Origin of the sequence: Oryzisolibacter sp. LB2S, assembly GCF_040732315.1 — a bacterium.
GTDB classification, from domain to species: Bacteria; Pseudomonadota; Gammaproteobacteria; order Burkholderiales; family Burkholderiaceae_C; genus Alicycliphilus; species Alicycliphilus soli.
In genome coordinates, this window is sequence record NZ_CP160388.1 from 2543349 (window position 1) to 2562821 (window position 19473).

Here is a 19473-nt window from a genome sequence, read left to right on the forward strand (position 1 = left end):
ACTCACGCCGATGCGCATGGTTCTTGCTTGATCGGCTCCATGTCTTCACATCCCTCGACGCCCATCGCCACCGACGCCGCACCCCTGTCCGCATTGCGCGACGGCTATCAGCAGGACAAAGCCGCCCTGCTCGCCCGGCTGCAGGTCGGCGGTGCCTCCACGCGCGGCATACGCAGCCTGCTGCGCCGACTCTCCACGCTGACCGACCAGGTGCTGTGCCGGCTCTGGCGCCAGACCGGCCTGCACCAGAACTGTGCACTGGTCGCGGTGGGCGGCTATGGCCGGGCCGAGCTGTTCCCGCATTCGGACGTCGACGTGCTGCTGCTGCTGCCCGACGGCACGCTTGCCACGGAAGAGGCGACGCGCCAGCCGATCGAGGCCTTCATCGGCAGCTGCTGGGATGCGGGGCTGAGCATTGGCTCGAGCGTGCGCACCGTGAGCGAATGCCTGAGCGAGTCGGCCGCCGACGTGACCGTGCAGACGGCCCTGCTGGAGTCGCGCCTGCTGTGCGGCAACGCGGCGCTGTTCGACGCGTTTCGCCAGCGCTACGACGCGCAGATGGACGCACGCGCCTTCCTCGTCGCCAAGACGCTGGAGATGCGCCAGCGCCACACCAAGTACGAGGACACGCCCTACGCGCTGGAGCCCAACTGCAAGGAATCGCCCGGCGGCCTGCGCGACCTGCAGCTCATCCTGTGGGTGGCACGCGCCGCGGGCCTGGGGCGCAGCTGGCGCGAGCTGGCCGCCAGCGGCCTGGCCACGCCGTTCGAGGTGCAGCAGATCGAGCGCAACGAGGCATTGCTCTACCTGATACGCGCCCGCCTGCACCTGCTGGCCGGGCGGCGCGAGGACCGGCTGGTGTTCGACCTGCAGACCGCCGTGGCCGAAAGCTTTGGCTACCGCTCCACGCCGCCCGAGGGCCAGGGCCTGCCCATGCGCGCGAGCGAGACCTTGATGCGCCGCTACTACTGGGCGGCCAAGGCCGTGTCGCAGCTCAGCCAGATCCTGCTGCTGGGCCTGGAGGAGCGGCTCAACCCCAGCACGCAGGAGCTGCGCCCCATCAACGAGCGCTTCTACGACAAGGCCGGTCTCGTGGAAGTGGCCAGCGACGACCTGTACGAGCGCCACCCACACGCCATTCTGGAGACCTTTCTGCTCTACCAGAGCTCGCCTGCGCTCAAGAGCCTGTCGGCGCGCACGCTGCGCGCGCTGTACAACGCACGCGCGGTGATGGACGCGGGCTTTCGGCGCGACCCGGTCAACCGCGCGCTGTTCATGCAGATCCTGCGCCAGCCCTCGGGCATCACGCATGCCATGCGGCTCATGAACCAGACCTCGGTGCTGGGGCGCTATCTCTGGCCCTTCAGGCGCATCGTCGGACAGATGCAGCATGACCTGTTCCACGTCTACACCGTGGACCAGCACATCCTCATGGTGCTGCGCAACGTGCGGCGCTTCTTCCTGGCCGAACACGCCCATGAGTACCCGTTCTGCTCGCAGCTGGCCGCGGGCTGGGACAAGCCCTGGATCCTGTACCTGGCGGCGCTGTTCCATGACATAGGCAAGGGCCGCGGCGGCAACCATTCCGAGATCGGCGCCCAGGAGGTGCGGCGCTTTTGCCGCCAGCATGGCGTCAACGGCGACGACGCGCGCCTGGCCGAATTCCTGGTGCGCGAGCACCTGGCCATGAGCCAGGTGGCGCAGAAGCAGGACCTGTCCGACCCCGACGTCATCGCGGCCTTTGCGCGCCGCGTGGGCAATGAGCGCAACCTCACCGCGCTGTACCTGCTCACCGTGGCCGACATCCGCGGCACCTCGCCCAAGGTCTGGAACGCCTGGAAGGGCAAACTGCTCGAGGACCTGTACCGCGCCACGCTGCGCGTGCTGGGCGGCCGCGCGCCCGACCCCGCCGCCGAGATCGAGGCGCGCAAGCGCGAGGCGCTGATCCTGCTGGCCCTGAGCGCCCTGCCCCACGAGGCGCACAAGCGCCTGTGGGACACGCTGGACGTAAGCTACTTCATGCGCCACGAGGCGCCCGACATCGCCTGGCACACGCGCCACCTCTCGCGCCATGTGGGCAGCACCCGCGCCATCGTGCGCGCGCGCCTGTCGCTGGCCGGCGAGGGGCTGGAGGTGCTGGTCTACGCGCCCGACCGGGCCGACCTGTTCGCGCGCATCTGCGGCTACTTCGACCGCGCGGGCTTCTCCATCCTGGACGCGCGCGTGCACACGGCGCACAACGGCCATGCGCTGGACACCTTCCAGGTCGTGGCGACCAGCCAGCCCGGCGCCTACCGCGAGCTCATCCACCTGGTCGAAAACGACCTGCAGCAGGCCATCGAGGCCGAGGGACCGCTGCCCGAGCCCACACGCCGACGCGTCTCCCGACGCGTGAAAAGCTTCCCCATCGCACCGCGCATCACGCTGCGCCCTGACGAGAAGGCACAGCGCTGGCTCATCAGCATCTCGGCCAGCGACCGCGCCGGCCTGCTGTACATGGTGGCGCGCGTGCTCTCGCGCCACGGCCTGAGCGTGCAGCTGGCCAAGGTCAGCACCCTGGGCGAGCGCGTGGAGGACACCTTTCTGGTGCAGGGCCCCGAGCTGCAGAGCAATGTGCAGCAGATACGCATAGAGACCGAACTGCTCGAGGCCCTGGCCGATCAATAGTCCATCCACAAGTGCCCGGCAAGAAACAATCAAAAATCATAGCTGCTCGCGCTTTTCCAGAGGGCGCTGGAGGCATATTTCGCCTCAGGAATCCTCGGTTGCATCGAGGTTGGGGAACAGCACCTCGGTGAAGCCGAACCGCGTGAAGTCGCGCATGCGCATGGGATAGAGCATGCCCCACAGATGGTCGCATTCGTGCTGCACCACGCGCGCATGAAAGCCGCTCACGGTACGGTCAATGGGGGCACCACGCATGTCGAACCCGGTGTAGCGCACCGTCTGCCAGCGCGGCACCATGCCGCGCATGCCGGGCACGGACAGGCAGCCCTCCCAGTCGAGCTGCTCCTCCTCGCCCATGGGCGTGACCATCGGATTGATGAGCACCGTGCGCGGCACGATGGGCGCATCGGGGTAGCGCGGGTTGGGCGCATCGGAGCCAAACACCACCACCTGCAGATCCACGCCGATCTGCGGCGCCGCCAGACCCGCGCCGTTGGCGGCCTGCATGGTGTCGAGCAGGTCGGCCAGCAGGGCGCGCAGCTCGTCGGTATCGAATTCGGTCACGGGGCGGGCCACGCGCAGCAGGCGCGGGTCACCCATCTTCAAGATGGTGCGCTGGGTCATGTCGGTAAACGCTGGCGGCAATGGTGCGCCAAAGAGCTTGATGGCATCCGGGCCATGGAGCATACCCCCGCGCAAGACCGGCACAATAGCCAGCATGGCGCAGCCTCCCGAGCCCGTCCCACCCGTCCCCGAGCAGCCCCCGCTGCCCGCCGTGGCGCGCTGGCTGCTGCTGCTGTTCGCCGGCCTGTGCCTGGCCCTGGGGGTGATAGGCGTCATCGTGCCCGGCCTGCCCAGCACGGTGTTCGTCCTCATGGCCGGCTGGGCCGCGGCACGCAGCTCGCCGCGCCTGTACCGCTGGCTCTGGCACCACCGGCTCTTTGGCTCCATGCTGCGCAACTGGCACAACGGCGGCAGGGTCAGCCGCCACGCCAAGTGGAGCGCTTCGGGCCTGATGGCGCTGTGTGCCATCGTGCTGCTGCTGATCGACATCCCGCTCTGGGCCGCAGTCAGTGGCTGCGTGAGCATGGCCTGCGTGCTCACCTGGCTGTGGCTGCGCCCCGAACCCGAGCGATGAAGACTTGCAACGTCTGCGCGCCGCAAGATTTCCGGCCGCCCCAGGTTTTATGTATATAATCTAAGGCTTGTTCCCCGATAGCTCAGTCGGTAGAGCGACGGACTGTTAATCCGCAGGTCCCTGGTTCGAGCCCAGGTCGGGGAGCCACCGTACAGCCCTTGCAATTGCACAAGGGAACGTCAAGAAAACCGAACATTCCTCAATAGCTCAGTCGGTAGAGCGCCGGACTGTTAATCCGTAGGTCCCTGGTTCGAGCCCAGGTTGAGGAGCCACTCAAGGCCATCGCGATGCATGTCGCGATGGCCTTTTCCTTTTGGCCGTCGGCCCTTCTGTGTACGACGGCCCCAAACCCAGGTCGGTCAGCGCCGGATCTCCATGACCAGGTTGAACTGCGTCTCTGCGGCGCGCCGGAATCGGCTGAGGCCGGCCTTGCGAAACACCTCGGCCAGTCGCTCCGGCCCCGCCTGGGCCCCGAGGACGAGGCGCCCGCCCTCGGAGATCGCATGCGCGCAGCAGATCATTGTCGACGCGCCGTAGTACAGCCTGCCGACGGTCGTCAGGTTGTCTTCGACATGATCGCCGGCGTATGGCTCGACGAGCATCACCGAACCGTCGGGAGCAAGCATGTCTGCCGCGTGCTGCGCCGCGCCGACAGGGTCACCGAGGTCGTGCAGCGTGTCGAAAAAGCAGATCAAGCCGTAGCCATGGCCGGGATAGTCATTGGCACGCGCCACCTCAAAGTGCACTCGCCCGTCAAGACCCGCGGCGCGTGCGTGTTCGCGCGCTGCGGCGATGGAGGCCGCATGCGTGTCGAAGCCGTAGAAGCGCGAATTCGGGTAGGCCTCCGCCATCAGCAGGGTGGAATGGCCATGACCGCAGCCGATGTCGGCGACGGCGATACCGGCTTCGAGCCTTTCCACGGCGCCCTCGAGCGCGGGCAGCCAGTGCGGCACCAGGCTGGCCTTGTAGCCGTTGCGAAAGAACGCTGCGACGCCACATGCCATACGCTCGTCATGTTCTCCCCAGGCGACGCCGCGCCCGGTTCGGAATGCCTCCAGCGCCTTCTCCTCATCGGCCCACATCGACGCCGGCAACTCCCACGCATAGGGGATGTAGGCGGGACTTTCCTCGTCAGCAAGCACAAGCGCATGCTCGGGAGACAGCTCGTAGGCCTCGCCGCTCGCGTGGTAGTCGATGTAACCGCTCGCGGCCTGGGCATTGAGCCATTCACGCACGTAGCGCTCGGCGCAACCGCTACGGCGAGCAAGCTCCCGCGAAGTCATCGGTCCGGCGCCGGCAAGCGTGCGGTACAGCCCCAGCTTGCTGCCGAGGCCAACCATGACCCCCGTGTACGCCGAGGCGATGTCGCCGATCGCGCGCGCGGCAAAGTTTTCAAGTTTCGCAGTGTTGATGGTTTCGGTACTCATGGTGCTACTCTCAAGGTTGGTTTGGAGTAGCCCTATCGTCGTGAATCACGGCGCATTGGAGCAGTGGCGAAATGGCCCGAAATCGGTTCGTTCGTGCCAGCAGTGGATGCCTGGATCATGCCCTCACCCGACTCTTCACCCGCCCATGGCTCGGGCCCGACACCCCGACATGTCTCGCTCGTCGCATTGCCCGAAGCTGCGGTATCGACACTGGCCGGGCTGTTCGACGTGCTGCGCGCACCGGCCCTGCTGCGTCCACCCGACCCTTCCCTCGGAGACGGACTCTGTGTGCAGGTGGTCGGCCAAGCTGCCGGGCGGCTGACGCTGACCAGCGGCGTGCCGGTGGAAGTACAGCGCGCAATCGACACGATTGAAAAAACGGACATCGTCATCGTGCCGTCACTGTGGGTGCTTGAATCCGGCTGGACCCAGGGGCGCTACGCGCCCATCGTCGAATGGGTACGGCGCATGCATGCGCATGGTGCGCTGCTGTGCTCGGCCTGCACGGGCATCTTCCTGCTCGCCGAGACCGGACTCTTCGACAACAGGGATGCGACCGTGCATTTCGACTACGCGCGCCAGTTCCGCGCTTCGTTTCCCGCGGTGCGAACGCATCCGGAGCTGGTGCTCGTGGTTGCCGGTGATCACGAGGAGCTGATCAGCTCTGGCGCATCCAATACATGGCACGACCTTGCGCTGTATCTGATCGCGCGCTTCGTCGGAGCCGCCGACGCACAGGAGCTCGCACGCCGCTTTGCGCTTCAATGGCATCAGGACGGTCTGACACCCTTCATGATCTTCGAGGGAAAGCTCGACCATGGCGACGCCGAGATCGCGACAGCTCAGCGCTGGCTCGCGAATCACTTTGCCATCGCCAACGCCGTGGATGAAATGGTCCGCCAGTCCAGGCTCGCCGAGCGCACCTTCAAGCGCCGCTTTGTCATCGCGACGGGGCTGACGCCGATCGACTACGTGCAACGGCTGCGCGTGGAAGACGCAAAGCGCCGGCTCGAGCGCACCGACGCACCGGTGGACGAGATCAGCTGGCGCGTGGGCTACGAAGACGCCGCATTCTTCCGACGCTTGTTCAAGCGCACGACCGGCATGGCGCCCGGTGCATACCGCAAACGCTTTCGCATCCCCGACTTCGCCAGGCCGTAGTCCGTGGATTGCAGGTCGACAGGGAGCCTGCCGTCGCTCTATTCCGCCAAGGGCCAATGACAAGCGGCAACGTCCGGCACGCAAACCGCATTTACCCCTCGGTGCCGCGGCCCCGGTCGGGCTGACGACCCCTGTCCCCGTACACACTTGGCACACGAATACGGGAGCCAATGAAAAAGGCCGCCAAGGGGTTGCCCTTGGCGGCCTTCATCTTCACGTCTGGTGGTGTAGTTCCCCGTTACAGGAAACCGCCCTGCCTTGCGAGCAAGGTCACCGTGGGCCGGATTATATACGATGGGCGAGCTTGCGGTAAGAATAAGTGCCCCCGCGCATTTACTTACTGTCATTAGCCGCAAATCGTCTGCAGTTCAATCCTCAAACACGGAATCGAACTAGCCTCCTGAGGCGTGACTACGTTTGTGTTGTTGCAATCCAAGTTGTGGCGCATAATGTCATCAGTTTGATGACATGAACCTCCTAGCAATGGACAAACATAACACCAATCGCAGTCTTTTGGTCGTCCGCCTTGGATGAGGAGCCTTCGGTGACTCAACCCCAGCGCGTCGAGAGCTTGAGCCACGCCCAGCGCGAGCGGCTGGCCTACATCGACTTCCGGCTCTACTTCTTCGGTGAGATCGGTCGCCCGGACCTGATTGAGCGCTTCGGCGTGGCTCCGGCAGGCGCGACACGCGACTTGGCGCTGTACCGGGAAATCGCGCCACAGAACATCACCTTTGACGGTAGCAACAAGATCTACCGGATCGGGCAGGCGTTCTCCCCGCTGTTCGACCACGCATCGCAGCGCGTGCTGTCGGCCCTAGCTCTGGGCTTCGGCGATGGTGCGAACGGCGCAACGCAACCGCTGCTGCCGTGCGAGTCGCCCACCGCACTGAGCACCCCCAGGATGGATGTGCTGGCCCCGGTCTGCCGAGCCATCCACGCCAAGCGGCCAGTGGCCATTCGCTACCACTCGATGAGCAGCGGAGAGTCCGAGCGGGTCATCGTGCCCTTTGCGCTGGTGGATACCGGCCTGCGCTGGCACGTCCGGGCCTTTGATCGCAAGAGCGGAGAGTTTCGGGATTTCGTCGTCACCCGCATCGAAGCGCCAACGCTGCTCGACGAGGAGCCACAGGTCAACGAACGGCCGGACAACGACATCCAGTGGACGCGCATCGTCGAGATGGACTTCGTGCCGCACCCGCGCCTTGAACGCCCCGAGATCATCAAGATGGACTATGGGATGACCGACGGCTCGATCCGGATGCGCGTTCGTGCCGCCGTTGCGGGGTACATGCTGCTGCGCTGGAGCGTGGACTGCTCGCCCGACCACCGTCTCAAGGAAGAACAGTACCGCCTGTGGCTCAGCGATCCGCTGGCGCTGTACGGCGTCGAGAACGCCAAGCTGGCCCCAGGCTACCAAGCCCCGAGCGGCCCAAAGAAACGATAGGAAAGAAGAATACCAATGGCCAAGACACTTGAAGCCCACGACAAACTGATCCGGGAGATCTTCGAAGGCAGCTACCAGTTCGAGATTCCGGACTACCAGCGCCCCTACGCCTGGACAACCGAGCAGGCCACAGAGCTGTTCGATGATCTGTACTCGGCGATGCAGGACGCGCGTGTCTCGGGGGCCAGCAGCCAATACTTCCTGGGCAGCATCGTTCTGATCAAGAACGACCGGGACCCGAAGTCATCGGTGGTCGACGGCCAGCAACGCCTGTCCACGCTCACGATGCTATTCGCCGTGTTGCGCACCGTGATGCCGGATGCTGCAGACGACATCACCGACTTCCTCTACAAAAAGGGCAAGGTCAGTCTTGGCGAGAAGAACGAGTACCGCCTGACAGCTCGCGAGGAGGATGCCGACTTCTTCCGCACCAACATTCAGGAACCGGGTGGCATCGCACAGTTGGTCGCCAGTACGGACAAGCTGAAAGACAGCCGTCTACGTTACCGTGAAAACGCCACGCTGCTGCTCGAAAAGGCCAAGGCGCTTCCGCCTGCCGACCTCATTGCGCTGTGGCAGTTCCTCGCCAACGACTGTTCGCTGGTTGTCATCTCCACGCCCGACCTCGAAGCCGCATACCGCATCTTCTCCGTACTCAACAATCGGGGGCTCGACCTCGCGCCTATCGACATCATCAAGGCGCAGGTGCTTGGCCTGATCCGTACCACGGCAGGCGAAGTCAAAAGCCGCGCATACGCGAAAGAGTGGAGCCGGATCGAAAGCTCACTGGGTCGTGACGCCTTCGGTGACCTGTTTGGCCACATTCGCAGCATCTATGCCAAGAAGAAGCAGAAGTACATCCTGGTCAAGGAGTTCCAGGAGCACGTCACCGAGTACAAGGCCCCTATCGACCTCGTCGACAAGGTCATCAAACCCTATGCCGAAGTGTGGGACTTCGTGCGCGATGCCGACTTCGAGGCCACCGAGCACGCTGAAACCATCAACGAGCACTTGTCGTGGCTCAATCGTGTGGACTTCAAGGACTGGGTGCCCCCAGCACTTGTTTATTTCAAGCGCTTCCGGCAGCAGCCCAAACTGCTTGCCGAATTTTTCCAGTCACTGGAACGCCTGACCTACTTCCTGCTGGTCACCAAGGTCGGCATCAACGAGCGCATCGAAACCTACGCTGCGCTCACCAAGGAAATCGAACCGGAGACCTTCAAGGGAAATCTGGTTGCGCTCACCACGCTGGCACTGACAGACGCGCAAAAGCGCAAGTTCGTCGCGGCACTCGATGGAGACGTGTACGACGATCTGCCCAAGGCACGGATGGCGCTCGTCTTGCGTCTTGAGTCCTTGGTGCGCGCGCCCGGCGTGCAGCTTCAAGATGCCGTGTCGCTGGAGCACGTCCTGCCGCAAACACCGCCCGACAGTTCGGACTGGATCAAGTGGTTCCCGGATGAAGACGAGCGCGATGGCTGGACGCACCGTTTGGCCAATCTGGTTCCGCTGGATAGGAACAAGAACTCGTCTGCCAGCAATTACGACTTTGCCAAGAAGAAAGATGCCTACTTCAGAGGCAAGGGCACCGCTTCACCCTTCGTGCTGACGCAGGAAGTCAGATCGGAAAGCGAGTGGACGCCCACGCTGCTGACTGCACGGCAAAAGCGCCTTGTAAACGTATTGAGCACGCATTGGAATCTTGAGATTGCAGCTGACAACAGCCTTCCTGCTGCTGCGGTAACGGCGGGAGGTTTGACATCGTGAGCAACAACAAAGAACTCGAACGTGCCGAGCTGCACAAAACCATCTGGCGCATCGCCAATGACCTGCGTGGCAGCGTCGATGGATGGGACTTCAAGACCTACGTGCTCGGGATGCTGTTCTACCGCTTCATCTCGGAGAACCTGACCAGCTACCTCAATGAGCAGGAGCGCCGCGCGGGCACCCCGGACTTCGACTACGCAAAACTCTCAGATAACGATGCCGAATTCGGTCGCGCCGAGACGGTGAAGGAAAAAGGCTTTTACATCCTTCCGTCCGAACTGTTTGCCAACGTGCGCGCCCGCGCCCGGCATGACGCCAACCTCAACGAAACACTCTCCCGCATCTTTGCCGACATCGAGGGCTCGGCTACGGGCAGCGATTCCGAGGACGACATCAAGGGCCTGTTCGATGACCTCGATGTCAACAGCAGCAAGCTCGGCCCCACCGTGGCCAAGCGCAACGAAAAACTGGTCAAGTTGCTCGACGCCATCGGCGACCTGCCGTTGGCCAGCAACGATGGCGGGTTTACGGAAAACACCATCGACCTGTTCGGCGACGCCTACGAATATCTGATGCAGATGTACGCCTCCACCGCTGGCAAGTCGGGCGGTGAGTTCTACACGCCGCAGGAGGTCTCCGAACTGCTGGCCCGCATCACCGTGGTCGGCAAAAGCGAGGTCAACAAGGTCTACGACCCCGCCTGCGGCTCCGGCTCGTTGCTGCTCAATTTCGTGAAGGTCTTGGGTCATGACGCGGTGCGCCAGGGCTTCTACGGGCAGGAGATCAACCTGACCACCTACAACCTGTGCCGGATCAACATGTTCCTGCACGATGTGAACTACGAAAAGTTCCACATCGCCCATGGCGACACGCTTACCGATCCAGCGCACTGGGATGACGAGCCGTTTGAAGCCATCGTCTCCAATCCGCCGTACTCGATCAAATGGGATGGCGATGCCAACCCGCTTCTCATCAACGATCCGCGCTTTGCCCCTGCGGGTGTGCTCGCCCCCAAGAGCAAGGCCGACCTCGCCTTCACCCTGCACATCCTGAGTTGGCTGGCGGTCAACGGCACGGCGGCGATTGTCGAGTTTCCCGGCGTGCTCTATCGCGGCGGTGCGGAGCAAAAAATCCGCCAGTACCTCATCGACAACAACTATGTCGATGCCGTGATCCAGCTGCCGCCCGACCTGTTCTTCGGCACCACGATTGCCACCTGCATCATCGTCCTGAAGAAATCCAAGCACGATAACGCTACGCTGTTTATCGATGCCAGTGCCGAGTTCGTACGCAGCGGCAACAAGAACAAGCTACTGCCCGAACACCAGCAAAAAATCCTCGATGCCTTCATCGGCCGCCAGAGCATTGAGCACTTCGCACGGCTGGTCGAGAACGGCGAGGCTCTGTTGCAAAAATCGTGAAGCTTGAGCATGCTTGGCGGAGATTGGACGGACGGAACGATGACGGATTTCAAGTGGCGCCATTTCCAGGGTGATGTGATCCTGTGGGCGGTGCGCTGGTATTGTCGCTATCCGATCAGCTATCGCGACCTTGAGGAAATGCTGGCGGAACGCGGCATTTCGGTCGACCATACGACGATCTATCGCTGGGTCCAGTGCTACGCCCCGGAGATGGAGAAGCGGCTGCGCTGGTTCTGGCGGCGTGGCTTTGATCCGAGCTGGCGCCTGGATGAAACCTACGTCAAGGTGCGGGGCAAGTGGACCTACCTGTACCGGGCAGTCGACAAGCGGGGCGACACGATCGATTTCTACCTGTCGCCGACCCGCAGCGCCAAGGCAGCGAAGCGGTTCCTGGGCAAGGCCCTGCGAGGCCTGAAGCACTGGGAAAAGCCTGCCACGCTCAATACCGACAAAGCGCCGAGCTATGGTGCAGCGATCACCGAATTGAAGCGCGAAGGAAAGCTGGACCGGGAGACGGCCCACCGGCAGGTGAAGTATCTCAATAACGTGATCGAGGCCGATCACGGAAAGCTCAAGATACTGATCAAGCCGGTGCGCGGTTTCAAATCGATCCCCACGGCCTATGCCACGATCAAGGGATTCGAAGTCATGCGAGCCCTGCGCAAAGGACAGGCTCGCCCCTGGTGCCTGCAGCCCGGCATCAGGGGCGAGGTGCGCCTTGTGGAGAGAGCTTTTGGCATTGGGCCCTCGGCGCTGACGGAGGCCATGGGCATGCTCAACCACCATTTCGCAGCAGCCGCCTGATCGGCGCAGAGCGACAGCCTACCTCTGACTGCCGCCAATCTTTGCAACAGAGCCCTTGAGTCCACGCTAGATCTATCTCATCTGCGCAAGGCAGAACGTGAAGACGGCCGCCCTGGACCTCGCCCGCGAGCGCCAGGCGCACGAGGCCGGCGCGCGGACCCGCGCCACGGCCCACGAGCGGACGCCGCAGCAGGAGCGCCAGAAGGCCGCCAGAGAGGCCGAGCGCGGCCGTGAGGCTTGGACGCTAGGGCAGGGCATGAAAAAGCCCGTAGCGGGCTGCTACGGGCGTCTGACGCGGTGGAAAGGGGGAGGGGATGTTGTCTACATGGCTCTGCTGTAGTGAGTGGGTTGCGCTCCGGCAGCGGTCCTGATCAATCGTCACCCTTTCTCGGTCCTTCAACGTTCCTGACAACGAGCCTCCTTTTCGCCAATCCATCGACAATCACCGCGAGTCCCTGCTCGAACGCTGCGTCCGGACCGGCTTCGTCGAAGGCGTCTATCGCGGCCCGCAACAGCGGCGAGAGCGGAGCCTGTTCAACGGTGCCGCCGCGCTCGCCGGCATCGCTGTCGCCGGCCTGCTCCTCAAGCACGGCCCCAACAGTGAAGTAGCTGATTGTCATCAGCGCATTGACGGCGTCCCCGGCCGAAAAACCCGCCTCGCAGAGGAAGCGAAGCTGCGCGTCGGCCGTTTCCATCTGCGGTGCGCCCGGTCGCGTGCCGGCATGGATGCGCGCGCCATCGCGGTAGGCGAGCAGCGCCTGCCTGAAGCTGCGGGCATTCCCGATCAGAAATGAGCGCCAGTCGTCGTCGGCTCTCGGCACCGAATGCGTATGATTCTCCGCCAGCATGGCTTCGGCCAGTGCGTCGAGCAGCGCCCGCTTGTTCCTGAAGTGCCAGTAAAGCGCCGGCTGCTGAACCCCCAACCGTTCCGCCAGTTTGCGTGTCGTCAGACCGTCTACGCCGACCTCGTTCAACAGGTCCAGGGCGGCACGGATCACTGTATTCGGCTGCAACTTTGTCATGCTTGACACTTTATCGCTGATAAACATAATATGTCCACCAACTTATCAGTGATAAAGAATCCGCGCGTTCAATCGGACCAGCGGAGGCTGGTCCGGAGGCCAGACGTGAAACCCAACAGACCCCTGATCGTAATTCTGAGCACTGTCGCGCTCGACGCTGTCGGCATCGGCCTGATTATGCCGGTGCTGCCGGGCCTCCTGCGCGATCTGGTTCACTCGAACGACGTCACCGCCCACTATGGCATTCTGCTGGCGCTGTATGCGTTGATGCAATTTGCCTGCGCACCTGTGCTGGGCGCGCTGTCGGATCGTTTCGGGCGGCGGCCGGTCTTGCTCGTCTCGCTGGCCGGCGCTGCTGTCGACTACGCCATCATGGCGACGGCGCCTTTCCTTTGGGTTCTCTATATCGGGCGGATCGTGGCCGGCATCACCGGGGCGACTGGGGCGGTAGCCGGCGCTTATATTGCCGATATCACTGATGGCGATGAGCGCGCGCGGCACTTCGGCTTCATGAGCGCCTGTTTCGGGTTCGGGATGGTCGCGGGACCTGTGCTCGGTGGGCTGATGGGCGGTTTCTCCCCCCACGCTCCGTTCTTCGCCGCGGCAGCCTTGAACGGCCTCAATTTCCTGACGGGCTGTTTCCTTTTGCCGGAGTCGCACAAAGGCGAACGCCGGCCGTTACGCCGGGAGGCTCTCAACCCGCTCGCTTCGTTCCGGTGGGCCCGGGGCATGACCGTCGTCGCCGCCCTGATGGCGGTCTTCTTCATCATGCAACTTGTCGGACAGGTGCCGGCCGCGCTTTGGGTCATTTTCGGCGAGGATCGCTTTCACTGGGACGCGACCACGATCGGCATTTCGCTTGCCGCATTTGGCATTCTGCATTCACTCGCCCAGGCAATGATCACCGGCCCTGTAGCCGCCCGGCTCGGCGAAAGGCGGGCACTCATGCTCGGAATGATTGCCGACGGCACAGGCTACATCCTGCTTGCCTTCGCGACACGGGGATGGATGGCGTTCCCGATCATGGTCCTGCTTGCTTCGGGTGGCATCGGAATGCCGGCGCTGCAAGCAATGTTGTCCAGGCAGGTGGATGAGGAACGTCAGGGGCAGCTGCAAGGCTCACTGGCGGCGCTCACCAGCCTGACCTCGATCGTCGGACCCCTCCTCTTCACGGCGATCTATGCGGCTTCTATAACAACGTGGAACGGGTGGGCATGGATTGCAGGCGCTGCCCTCTACTTGCTCTGCCTGCCGGCGCTGCGTCGCGGGCTTTGGAGCGGCGCAGGGCAACGAGCCGATCGCTGATAGAGGTTTATAGCGGCTTCGTTCCCTTCCGCAACCGTCAGCATGATCTGCTCCACATGCTCGCGGCGGCTCTGTTGCAAAAATCGTGAAGCTTGAGCATGCTTGGCGGAGATTGGACGGACGGAACGATGACGGATTTCAAGTGGCGCCATTTCCAGGGTGATGTGATCCTGTGGGCGGTGCGCTGGTATTGTCGCTATCCGATCAGCTATCGCGACCTTGAGGAAATGCTGGCGGAACGCGGCATTTCGGTCGACCATACGACGATCTATCGCTGGGTCCAGTGCTACGCCCCGGAGATGGAGAAGCGGCTGCGCTGGTTCTGGCGGCGTGGCTTTGATCCGAGCTGGCGCCTGGATGAAACCTACGTCAAGGTGCGGGGCAAGTGGACCTACCTGTACCGGGCAGTCGACAAGCGGGGCGACACGATCGATTTCTACCTGTCGCCGACCCGCAGCGCCAAGGCAGCGAAGCGGTTCCTGGGCAAGGCCCTGCGAGGCCTGAAGCACTGGGAAAAGCCTGCCACGCTCAATACCGACAAAGCGCCGAGCTATGGTGCAGCGATCACCGAATTGAAGCGCGAAGGAAAGCTGGACCGGGAGACGGCCCACCGGCAGGTGAAGTATCTCAATAACGTGATCGAGGCCGATCACGGAAAGCTCAAGATACTGATCAAGCCGGTGCGCGGTTTCAAATCGATCCCCACGGCCTATGCCACGATCAAGGGATTCGAAGTCATGCGAGCCCTGCGCAAAGGACAGGCTCGCCCCTGGTGCCTGCAGCCCGGCATCAGGGGCGAGGTGCGCCTTGTGGAGAGAGCTTTTGGCATTGGGCCCTCGGCGCTGACGGAGGCCATGGGCATGCTCAACCACCATTTCGCAGCAGCCGCCTGATCGGCGCAGAGCGACAGCCTACCTCTGACTGCCGCCAATCTTTGCAACAGAGCCCGTTTCCTTAATGCCGAGCCGCTGCCACGAAGCGTGGCGGCCGTGTTCGCTCAAGCCGACCCGGCCAAAATCACGGGCGAGGGTTACTCCATCGTCGTCGTTGATTCCATTGGCGGTAAGACAACCGCCACCAAGGTCGTCGCCAAGTTCGACAAAGACCTCGCGAAACGCCTTCCTATCACCAAGGGCTTTTATTGGGAGCGCTGCCCGCCGGTCGTCATCCCAGGCGGGGAAACAGAAATACCGACAGGCAGCGGCTACGATATCGCCACGCTGGATGCCAAAGAGCAGTGGCGCGATGCGACTCGCCCGACAAGACCTCCATTCATCGAAGCGGCACACCTGAAGCGTGTTCCGGATATCGGGAATTTCGCGTTCTGTATCAATTTGACGGAAAGCCCCGTTGTTGGTGGCATCCGTCTTCATGCCTTGCAACAACAGGTGGCCGACATTCCGTTGTGGCGCGACCAAATTCCTGAGCTTTCAATCAAGGTGATGAAGAATGGCCGTCAGCAACGCTTCCAACTAGTCTCGCGCGGCACGACTGTCAAACCCTCTCGCGGCAAACCCGTCAGCATCCCTGTTGAAGAAGCCTTTACGCTGCCAGACGGTCGGCTGCATTACTCGTTTCCTCTCTACATTGGCGACGACGCCAACGATCTTGGCTTCTCCGCACGCCTCGATTCACCCGCCTTCCCATTGAAAAATAAGGCCGAGTGCGAGTTGAACCTGACCTTTGAATACGGCGCTGATGACCCCTATAAGCTCGTATTCACACCGCGCGACAACTCTTTTCCGCCCGTCCGCGCTACTTGGCGGCGCACGGAAGAAATCATCATCACCGATGCCCCCGCGCCGGAATACCCTCATCCGATGACTTGGGCAGAGTTGCGACTTGTCCCAAAACCCGGCAGCAATGAAGCCTCCGACTTGCTGGAATGGGTGCAGAACGCGATTGCGCAGCTTGACCGAGATTTTTATGTCCGCCCAAAACCAAGAACTACTGGCCTGATAGCCCAAAAGTGGCTGACCGACAAAAAAGGGGGGCACTTCACCTTTGCCACCTGCAACGCCACCAATGAATCGGTCTTCATCCATCAGAATAGTTTTTCTCGTGAAGCCAACTACTCTGACTTCTCAGAGGGCCAAAGCATTTCATTCGAGCTTCAAGAGCGGGATGGGAAATACTCTGGCTGGAAAGTGGCTGGGCCGAGATACAAAGATGAAGTACGTCTGAAAAACTTTGACGAAGAATCAGAAAGAAATCTGATTGCTAGCATACGCAAGAGGCTTTACTTTCCCGTGATTCAAGTTTGGAGGGATGGTCGCTCTATTGGCGACCCAGAATGCCCAAAAGATTTTTCTGCAGCGATGAGGGTCAATAGTGAGTACCTCGTTGCTCTATTGAGAGAGCACGACATTCCTGAAGCAGTGAAAAATGAGATTCGATTTCTGTTGGCCTGTATGCACAAAGACGCGCCGGACGAGTGCGCTCAGTGGATAGTCGGACAGGTTGAGAGTCAGAAAGTCCGTAATACGCAAGCAGTCGGCTTCGCGCTTGGCAATCTCTCTGAGCAATGGCAAAAAGTCCTGTTATCCAAGCTTGTGGCGAATCCGACGAACGATTCGCTTAGTGTTTTCGCCTATGCCATATGGCGCGAACGCAGTGTTGTTGAGCGATTTTCGTTGTCGGATTTGGCTGATATTTTGAGGGGCTTGACTGAACGCTTTGAAAAAATCAATTCCGCACCAATAGCTCAGGTGCGGGGGAAGGAGTGGTCACGCGTCACCACCGGGACATTGGAACTTCTACTCGGCCTGCTTCGCACCCGTGCGTCCTCCAATCCCGAAATCAAGAAGCTTCTTCAGCCGCATCAAAAAATCACCAAGCAACTGGCCAGGCAAGTCGAGCGCGTCACAGAAATCGTCGCGCAGTCCAACATCAGCCTCTTTTCCCGCGTGCAAATCACCATCGAGAAGCCAGAAGGCGACCGTACCCACGACCTGCTCTACGCGCTGCGCTTATATCTTACTGGCGACGATGGCGCGAACGCGATCCACATTTCCAGCGTCTCCGATAGTGATCACGACTGAGCGAGAATGAAAGATTGATTTCAGCAACGCGCACTCCGCCTCGCGCCGAGTGACGAGTCCCGGCAGCACTCTCCCGCCGCCAAAGACCCATCGGCGCAGCTCTGTCGCGGCGGCAGCCCAGTCCCGCTGGTTGATGCGCCGTCGCAGCGTCGAGGTCTGCAGCCGCCCAGCGCCAAGGTTGAAGGTGAAATCCACGATGGCGGCGAGCCGCCCTTCGGACTCGGTGGCCAGCACCGGGCAGTAGCGCAGCGTGGCGGCGAGTGCCGATTGGAGGTCGCGCGCCAGATAGACCTCTGCTTCGGCCTCAGTGATCGGCGGGTGCTTCGGATCACAGAGATGGCCGTAGCCAATCGTCCAGAAGCCTGCGGGGCAGATGTAGGGGACGGCGGTGATCTCGATGCCACGCCTGACTTTGCGCTCGAAACCCTCGAAGCGTTTGGCCAGTTCGACAGCGGCCTGCGGCACGGTCATGACCGCACCCGGTCGAACACGCGCCCGAGGAACCAGAAGTTCAGCACCCCAGCCCAGAGCGCCTGATCGGCCTCCGTCCATGCATACAGGATGGCAACTCCCCAGCCAGCCCCACCTGTCACGGCGGCTGCGACTGTTGCCGTCTTGGTCGCACAGTACAGCGCCATGAACCAGTAGGTGATGATGGGGCGGACGCTGGAACTCAGTGCATCGGCCCAGCGCACGCCGGTTTTCTCGCCCTGGGAGCGAACGGCTTCGCGTAGGGTTTCAATGGCTCCGACATTCCACGCTGCGTCGGCACCCGCGCCGATTTCCGACATTCGCTGCGCGCCGCGAATTTTCTCGAACTCCAGCGCCTTGTCCTGCATCGCCAATTCGTGGCCGCGCTCGCCTTTGCGGTCGAGCCATTTGAGAATTTCAGGCGCGAGACGGAAGGCCCCGCCGAGCAGGCCACCAAGCAGTGTCTCGATCATTGCGGGCCTCCCATCAGTTTCAACTTGATGGCGGCCCCCACCAGAAGCGCGGCCAGGATGCCGGTGGTGATGACCTTGACGGTGGTCTGCCACGCGGTACGGCGGGCATCGCGCCAGGCTTCGAGCAGGTCGCGTAGTTCGCGGATGTCGCGTGCGGCGTGGCCGTTTTCCAGGCCAAGGTGGGTCAGGACACGCTCGGCTCCGCGTTCAGCGGCGCGGTCCAGCAGTTCGTCGAAGTCCTCGCGGCGCAAGAGCAGCATGTTCTCTACGTGCGCAGGCTGTTGTTGTTCGGGTTCGGTCATTGGCGTTCTCCAGAAATGCGAAACCCGCTTCGGGGGCGGGTTTCTGGTGGGGGCGAAGGAAGGGAAATCAGATGGCGAGGCCTGCGCTCCAGCCGGTGGACTTGTAGGCTGAGAGCTTGACCTCGTCCTCGATGTAGCAAAGCCAGCCTATCTTGGGCGTGTGGTACTCCCAGGCATCGGCGATGCGCACGGCGATCTGGTTGGTCTTGCCTGCCCACACGCCGGTGGCAGCGGCAGGGATGATGTAGCGGTCGCCATTGGCGGGACTGGCCGGTGGCGTGGTCAGGTCGCGGTCTTTCACGGACAGGCCGACCACCGCGCCGAGGCGCTTGAGGTTGGCGTCCATGCCGGTGTCCCAGCCGCTTTCGCCGAGCGTCCAGCCGTAGTTGAGTCCCAGGTTCGGGTCGGTTGATGACATGGTTTATCTCCAGAGATTCGATGTGTGGCGAATGCGCCGGACAGCTTCGGGATCGCCGGTGCGATGGCTTTGCTGCGGGTGCTGTCGCCAGTGACGCCCAACGATGGGCAGGTACAGCACGCCGCCGCGCTTGGCCACCAGCAGGGTCAGCAACCAGTCGGCGAAGTTGTTGAGGTCGGTGGTTTCCTTGAGTACGGCCTCGACGGCAGATCGGCGCATCACGATCAGGCCGTGCACGTGGCTGGCGCTGTTAGCGTGTTGCCAACGGCTGTAGGCCAGACGCCGCACCGCAATGTCCTGGCCGTTTTCGTCGGTCAGCGCCTCGTCGGTGTAGGCCATCACGGCCTGCGGGCAGGCATCCAGTGCATCGGCCAGTTGCGTGAAGGCGCTGGCCTCGTACAGATCATCGGGATCGACGAAGGACACCAGCGGCAAGGTGCCTTGTGCATAGCCAGCGGCGCGTGCCTCACCGATGCGACCCGGAATGCCCGGCAAAACGTGCAACTGGATCGGTGCGCCGTCGAGACTGGCAATACAGGCCTCACGCCATTCGGCAGGTTCGTTCAGGGTGAGCAGATGAACATCGATGCGTGGTTCCATTGGCGCTTC

The 19473-nt window shown here is 62.4% G+C and carries 19 protein-coding genes and 2 tRNA genes; 13 read left to right on the forward strand and 8 right to left on the reverse strand.

Annotated elements, in window-relative coordinates:
* The first annotated feature begins 39 nt into the window (after positions 1–39).
* Complete coding sequence (locus ABUE11_RS12025; protein ID WP_367065514.1) at positions 40–2667, forward strand: [protein-PII] uridylyltransferase; 2628 nt, start codon at positions 40–42, stop codon at positions 2665–2667.
* Positions 2668–2751: 84 nt separating this feature from the next.
* Here ABUE11_RS12025 and def read toward each other — a convergent pair whose 3' ends face one another.
* Positions 2752–3291, reverse strand: a complete 540-nt coding sequence (gene def / locus ABUE11_RS12030; protein WP_367065515.1) for a peptide deformylase — start codon at positions 3289–3291, stop codon at positions 2752–2754.
* Positions 3292–3385: 94 nt separating this feature from the next.
* Between def and ABUE11_RS12035 the strand changes: the two genes are divergently transcribed.
* The 3 genes from ABUE11_RS12035 to ABUE11_RS12045 all read left to right on the forward strand — a co-directional run bounded on the left by ABUE11_RS12035 (position 3386) and on the right by ABUE11_RS12045 (position 4077).
* Positions 3386–3805, forward strand: a complete 420-nt coding sequence (locus tag ABUE11_RS12035) for a YbaN family protein (RefSeq protein WP_367065516.1) — start codon at positions 3386–3388, stop codon at positions 3803–3805.
* A gap of 71 nt (positions 3806–3876) precedes the next feature.
* Positions 3877–3952 (forward strand) — tRNA-Asn (locus tag ABUE11_RS12040).
* Positions 3953–4001: 49 nt separating this feature from the next.
* Positions 4002–4077: transfer RNA gene (locus ABUE11_RS12045), tRNA-Asn, on the forward strand.
* An 87-nt stretch (positions 4078–4164) separates the two neighbouring features.
* Here ABUE11_RS12045 and ABUE11_RS12050 read toward each other — a convergent pair.
* Positions 4165–5232, reverse strand: coding sequence for a class I SAM-dependent methyltransferase (locus ABUE11_RS12050; RefSeq protein ID WP_367065517.1), 1068 nt, complete (start codon positions 5230–5232; stop codon positions 4165–4167).
* Between the two features lie 63 nt (positions 5233–5295).
* On the opposite strand from ABUE11_RS12050, the gene ABUE11_RS12055 reads away from it, so the two are divergent.
* From ABUE11_RS12055 to ABUE11_RS12080, 6 genes are all read left to right on the forward strand, one after another.
* Complete coding sequence (locus ABUE11_RS12055; protein WP_367065518.1) at positions 5296–6393, forward strand: helix-turn-helix domain-containing protein; 1098 nt, start codon at positions 5296–5298, stop codon at positions 6391–6393.
* Positions 6394–6937: 544 nt separating this feature from the next.
* Entirely contained in the window at positions 6938–7840 is a 903-nt protein-coding gene (locus tag ABUE11_RS12060; protein ID WP_197736070.1) for a YafY family protein, read from the forward strand.
* Positions 7841–7855: 15 nt separating this feature from the next.
* On the forward strand, positions 7856–9607 hold the full coding sequence (locus tag ABUE11_RS12065; protein WP_088861486.1) for a DUF262 domain-containing protein: 1752 nt from the start codon (positions 7856–7858) through the stop codon (positions 9605–9607).
* Entirely contained in the window at positions 9604–11028 is a 1425-nt protein-coding gene (locus ABUE11_RS12070; RefSeq protein WP_367065520.1) for a type I restriction-modification system subunit M, read from the forward strand. Before ABUE11_RS12065 ends, ABUE11_RS12070 begins: the two co-directional genes overlap by 4 nt.
* Before the next feature lie 39 nt (positions 11029–11067).
* Complete coding sequence (locus ABUE11_RS12075) at positions 11068–11832, forward strand: IS6-like element IS6100 family transposase (protein WP_001389365.1); 765 nt, start codon at positions 11068–11070, stop codon at positions 11830–11832.
* 97 nt (positions 11833–11929) lie between these two features.
* Complete coding sequence (locus ABUE11_RS12080) at positions 11930–12172, forward strand: transposase (protein WP_000844627.1); 243 nt, start codon at positions 11930–11932, stop codon at positions 12170–12172.
* Between the two features lie 31 nt (positions 12173–12203).
* Here the strand turns inward: ABUE11_RS12080 and tetR(A) are convergent, their stop codons facing one another.
* Positions 12204–12854, reverse strand: a complete 651-nt coding sequence (gene tetR(A) / locus ABUE11_RS12085; protein ID WP_000164043.1) for a tetracycline resistance transcriptional repressor TetR(A) — start codon at positions 12852–12854, stop codon at positions 12204–12206.
* A gap of 105 nt (positions 12855–12959) precedes the next feature.
* Between tetR(A) and tet(A) the strand changes: the two genes are divergently transcribed.
* From tet(A) to ABUE11_RS12100, 3 genes are all read left to right on the forward strand, one after another.
* Complete coding sequence (gene tet(A) / locus ABUE11_RS12090; protein ID WP_000804064.1) at positions 12960–14159, forward strand: tetracycline efflux MFS transporter Tet(A); 1200 nt, start codon at positions 12960–12962, stop codon at positions 14157–14159.
* A gap of 128 nt (positions 14160–14287) precedes the next feature.
* Complete coding sequence (locus ABUE11_RS12095; RefSeq protein WP_001389365.1) at positions 14288–15052, forward strand: IS6-like element IS6100 family transposase; 765 nt, start codon at positions 14288–14290, stop codon at positions 15050–15052.
* A gap of 96 nt (positions 15053–15148) precedes the next feature.
* On the forward strand, positions 15149–17200 hold the full coding sequence (locus tag ABUE11_RS12100) for a cold shock domain-containing protein (RefSeq protein ID WP_232054654.1): 2052 nt from the start codon (positions 15149–15151) through the stop codon (positions 17198–17200).
* Here the strand turns inward: ABUE11_RS12100 and ABUE11_RS12105 are convergent.
* From ABUE11_RS12105 to ABUE11_RS12125, 5 genes are all read right to left on the reverse strand, one after another.
* On the reverse strand, positions 17129–17671 hold the full coding sequence (locus ABUE11_RS12105) for a lysozyme (protein WP_088861496.1): 543 nt from the start codon (positions 17669–17671) through the stop codon (positions 17129–17131). The genes ABUE11_RS12100 and ABUE11_RS12105 overlap by 72 nt on opposite strands.
* Positions 17668–18144, reverse strand: coding sequence for a hypothetical protein (locus tag ABUE11_RS12110; RefSeq protein ID WP_088861497.1), 477 nt, complete (start codon positions 18142–18144; stop codon positions 17668–17670). Before ABUE11_RS12110 ends, ABUE11_RS12105 begins: the two co-directional genes overlap by 4 nt.
* Positions 18141–18446, reverse strand: a complete 306-nt coding sequence (locus tag ABUE11_RS12115; protein WP_088861498.1) for a DUF6127 family protein — start codon at positions 18444–18446, stop codon at positions 18141–18143. Before ABUE11_RS12115 ends, ABUE11_RS12110 begins: the two co-directional genes overlap by 4 nt.
* 67 nt (positions 18447–18513) lie before the next feature.
* Positions 18514–18864, reverse strand: a complete 351-nt coding sequence (locus ABUE11_RS12120; protein ID WP_088861499.1) for a DUF2793 domain-containing protein — start codon at positions 18862–18864, stop codon at positions 18514–18516.
* A 3-nt stretch (positions 18865–18867) separates the two neighbouring features.
* On the reverse strand, positions 18868–19464 hold the full coding sequence (locus tag ABUE11_RS12125; RefSeq protein ID WP_088861500.1) for a hypothetical protein: 597 nt from the start codon (positions 19462–19464) through the stop codon (positions 18868–18870).
* Between the last annotated feature and the right edge of the window lie 9 nt (positions 19465–19473).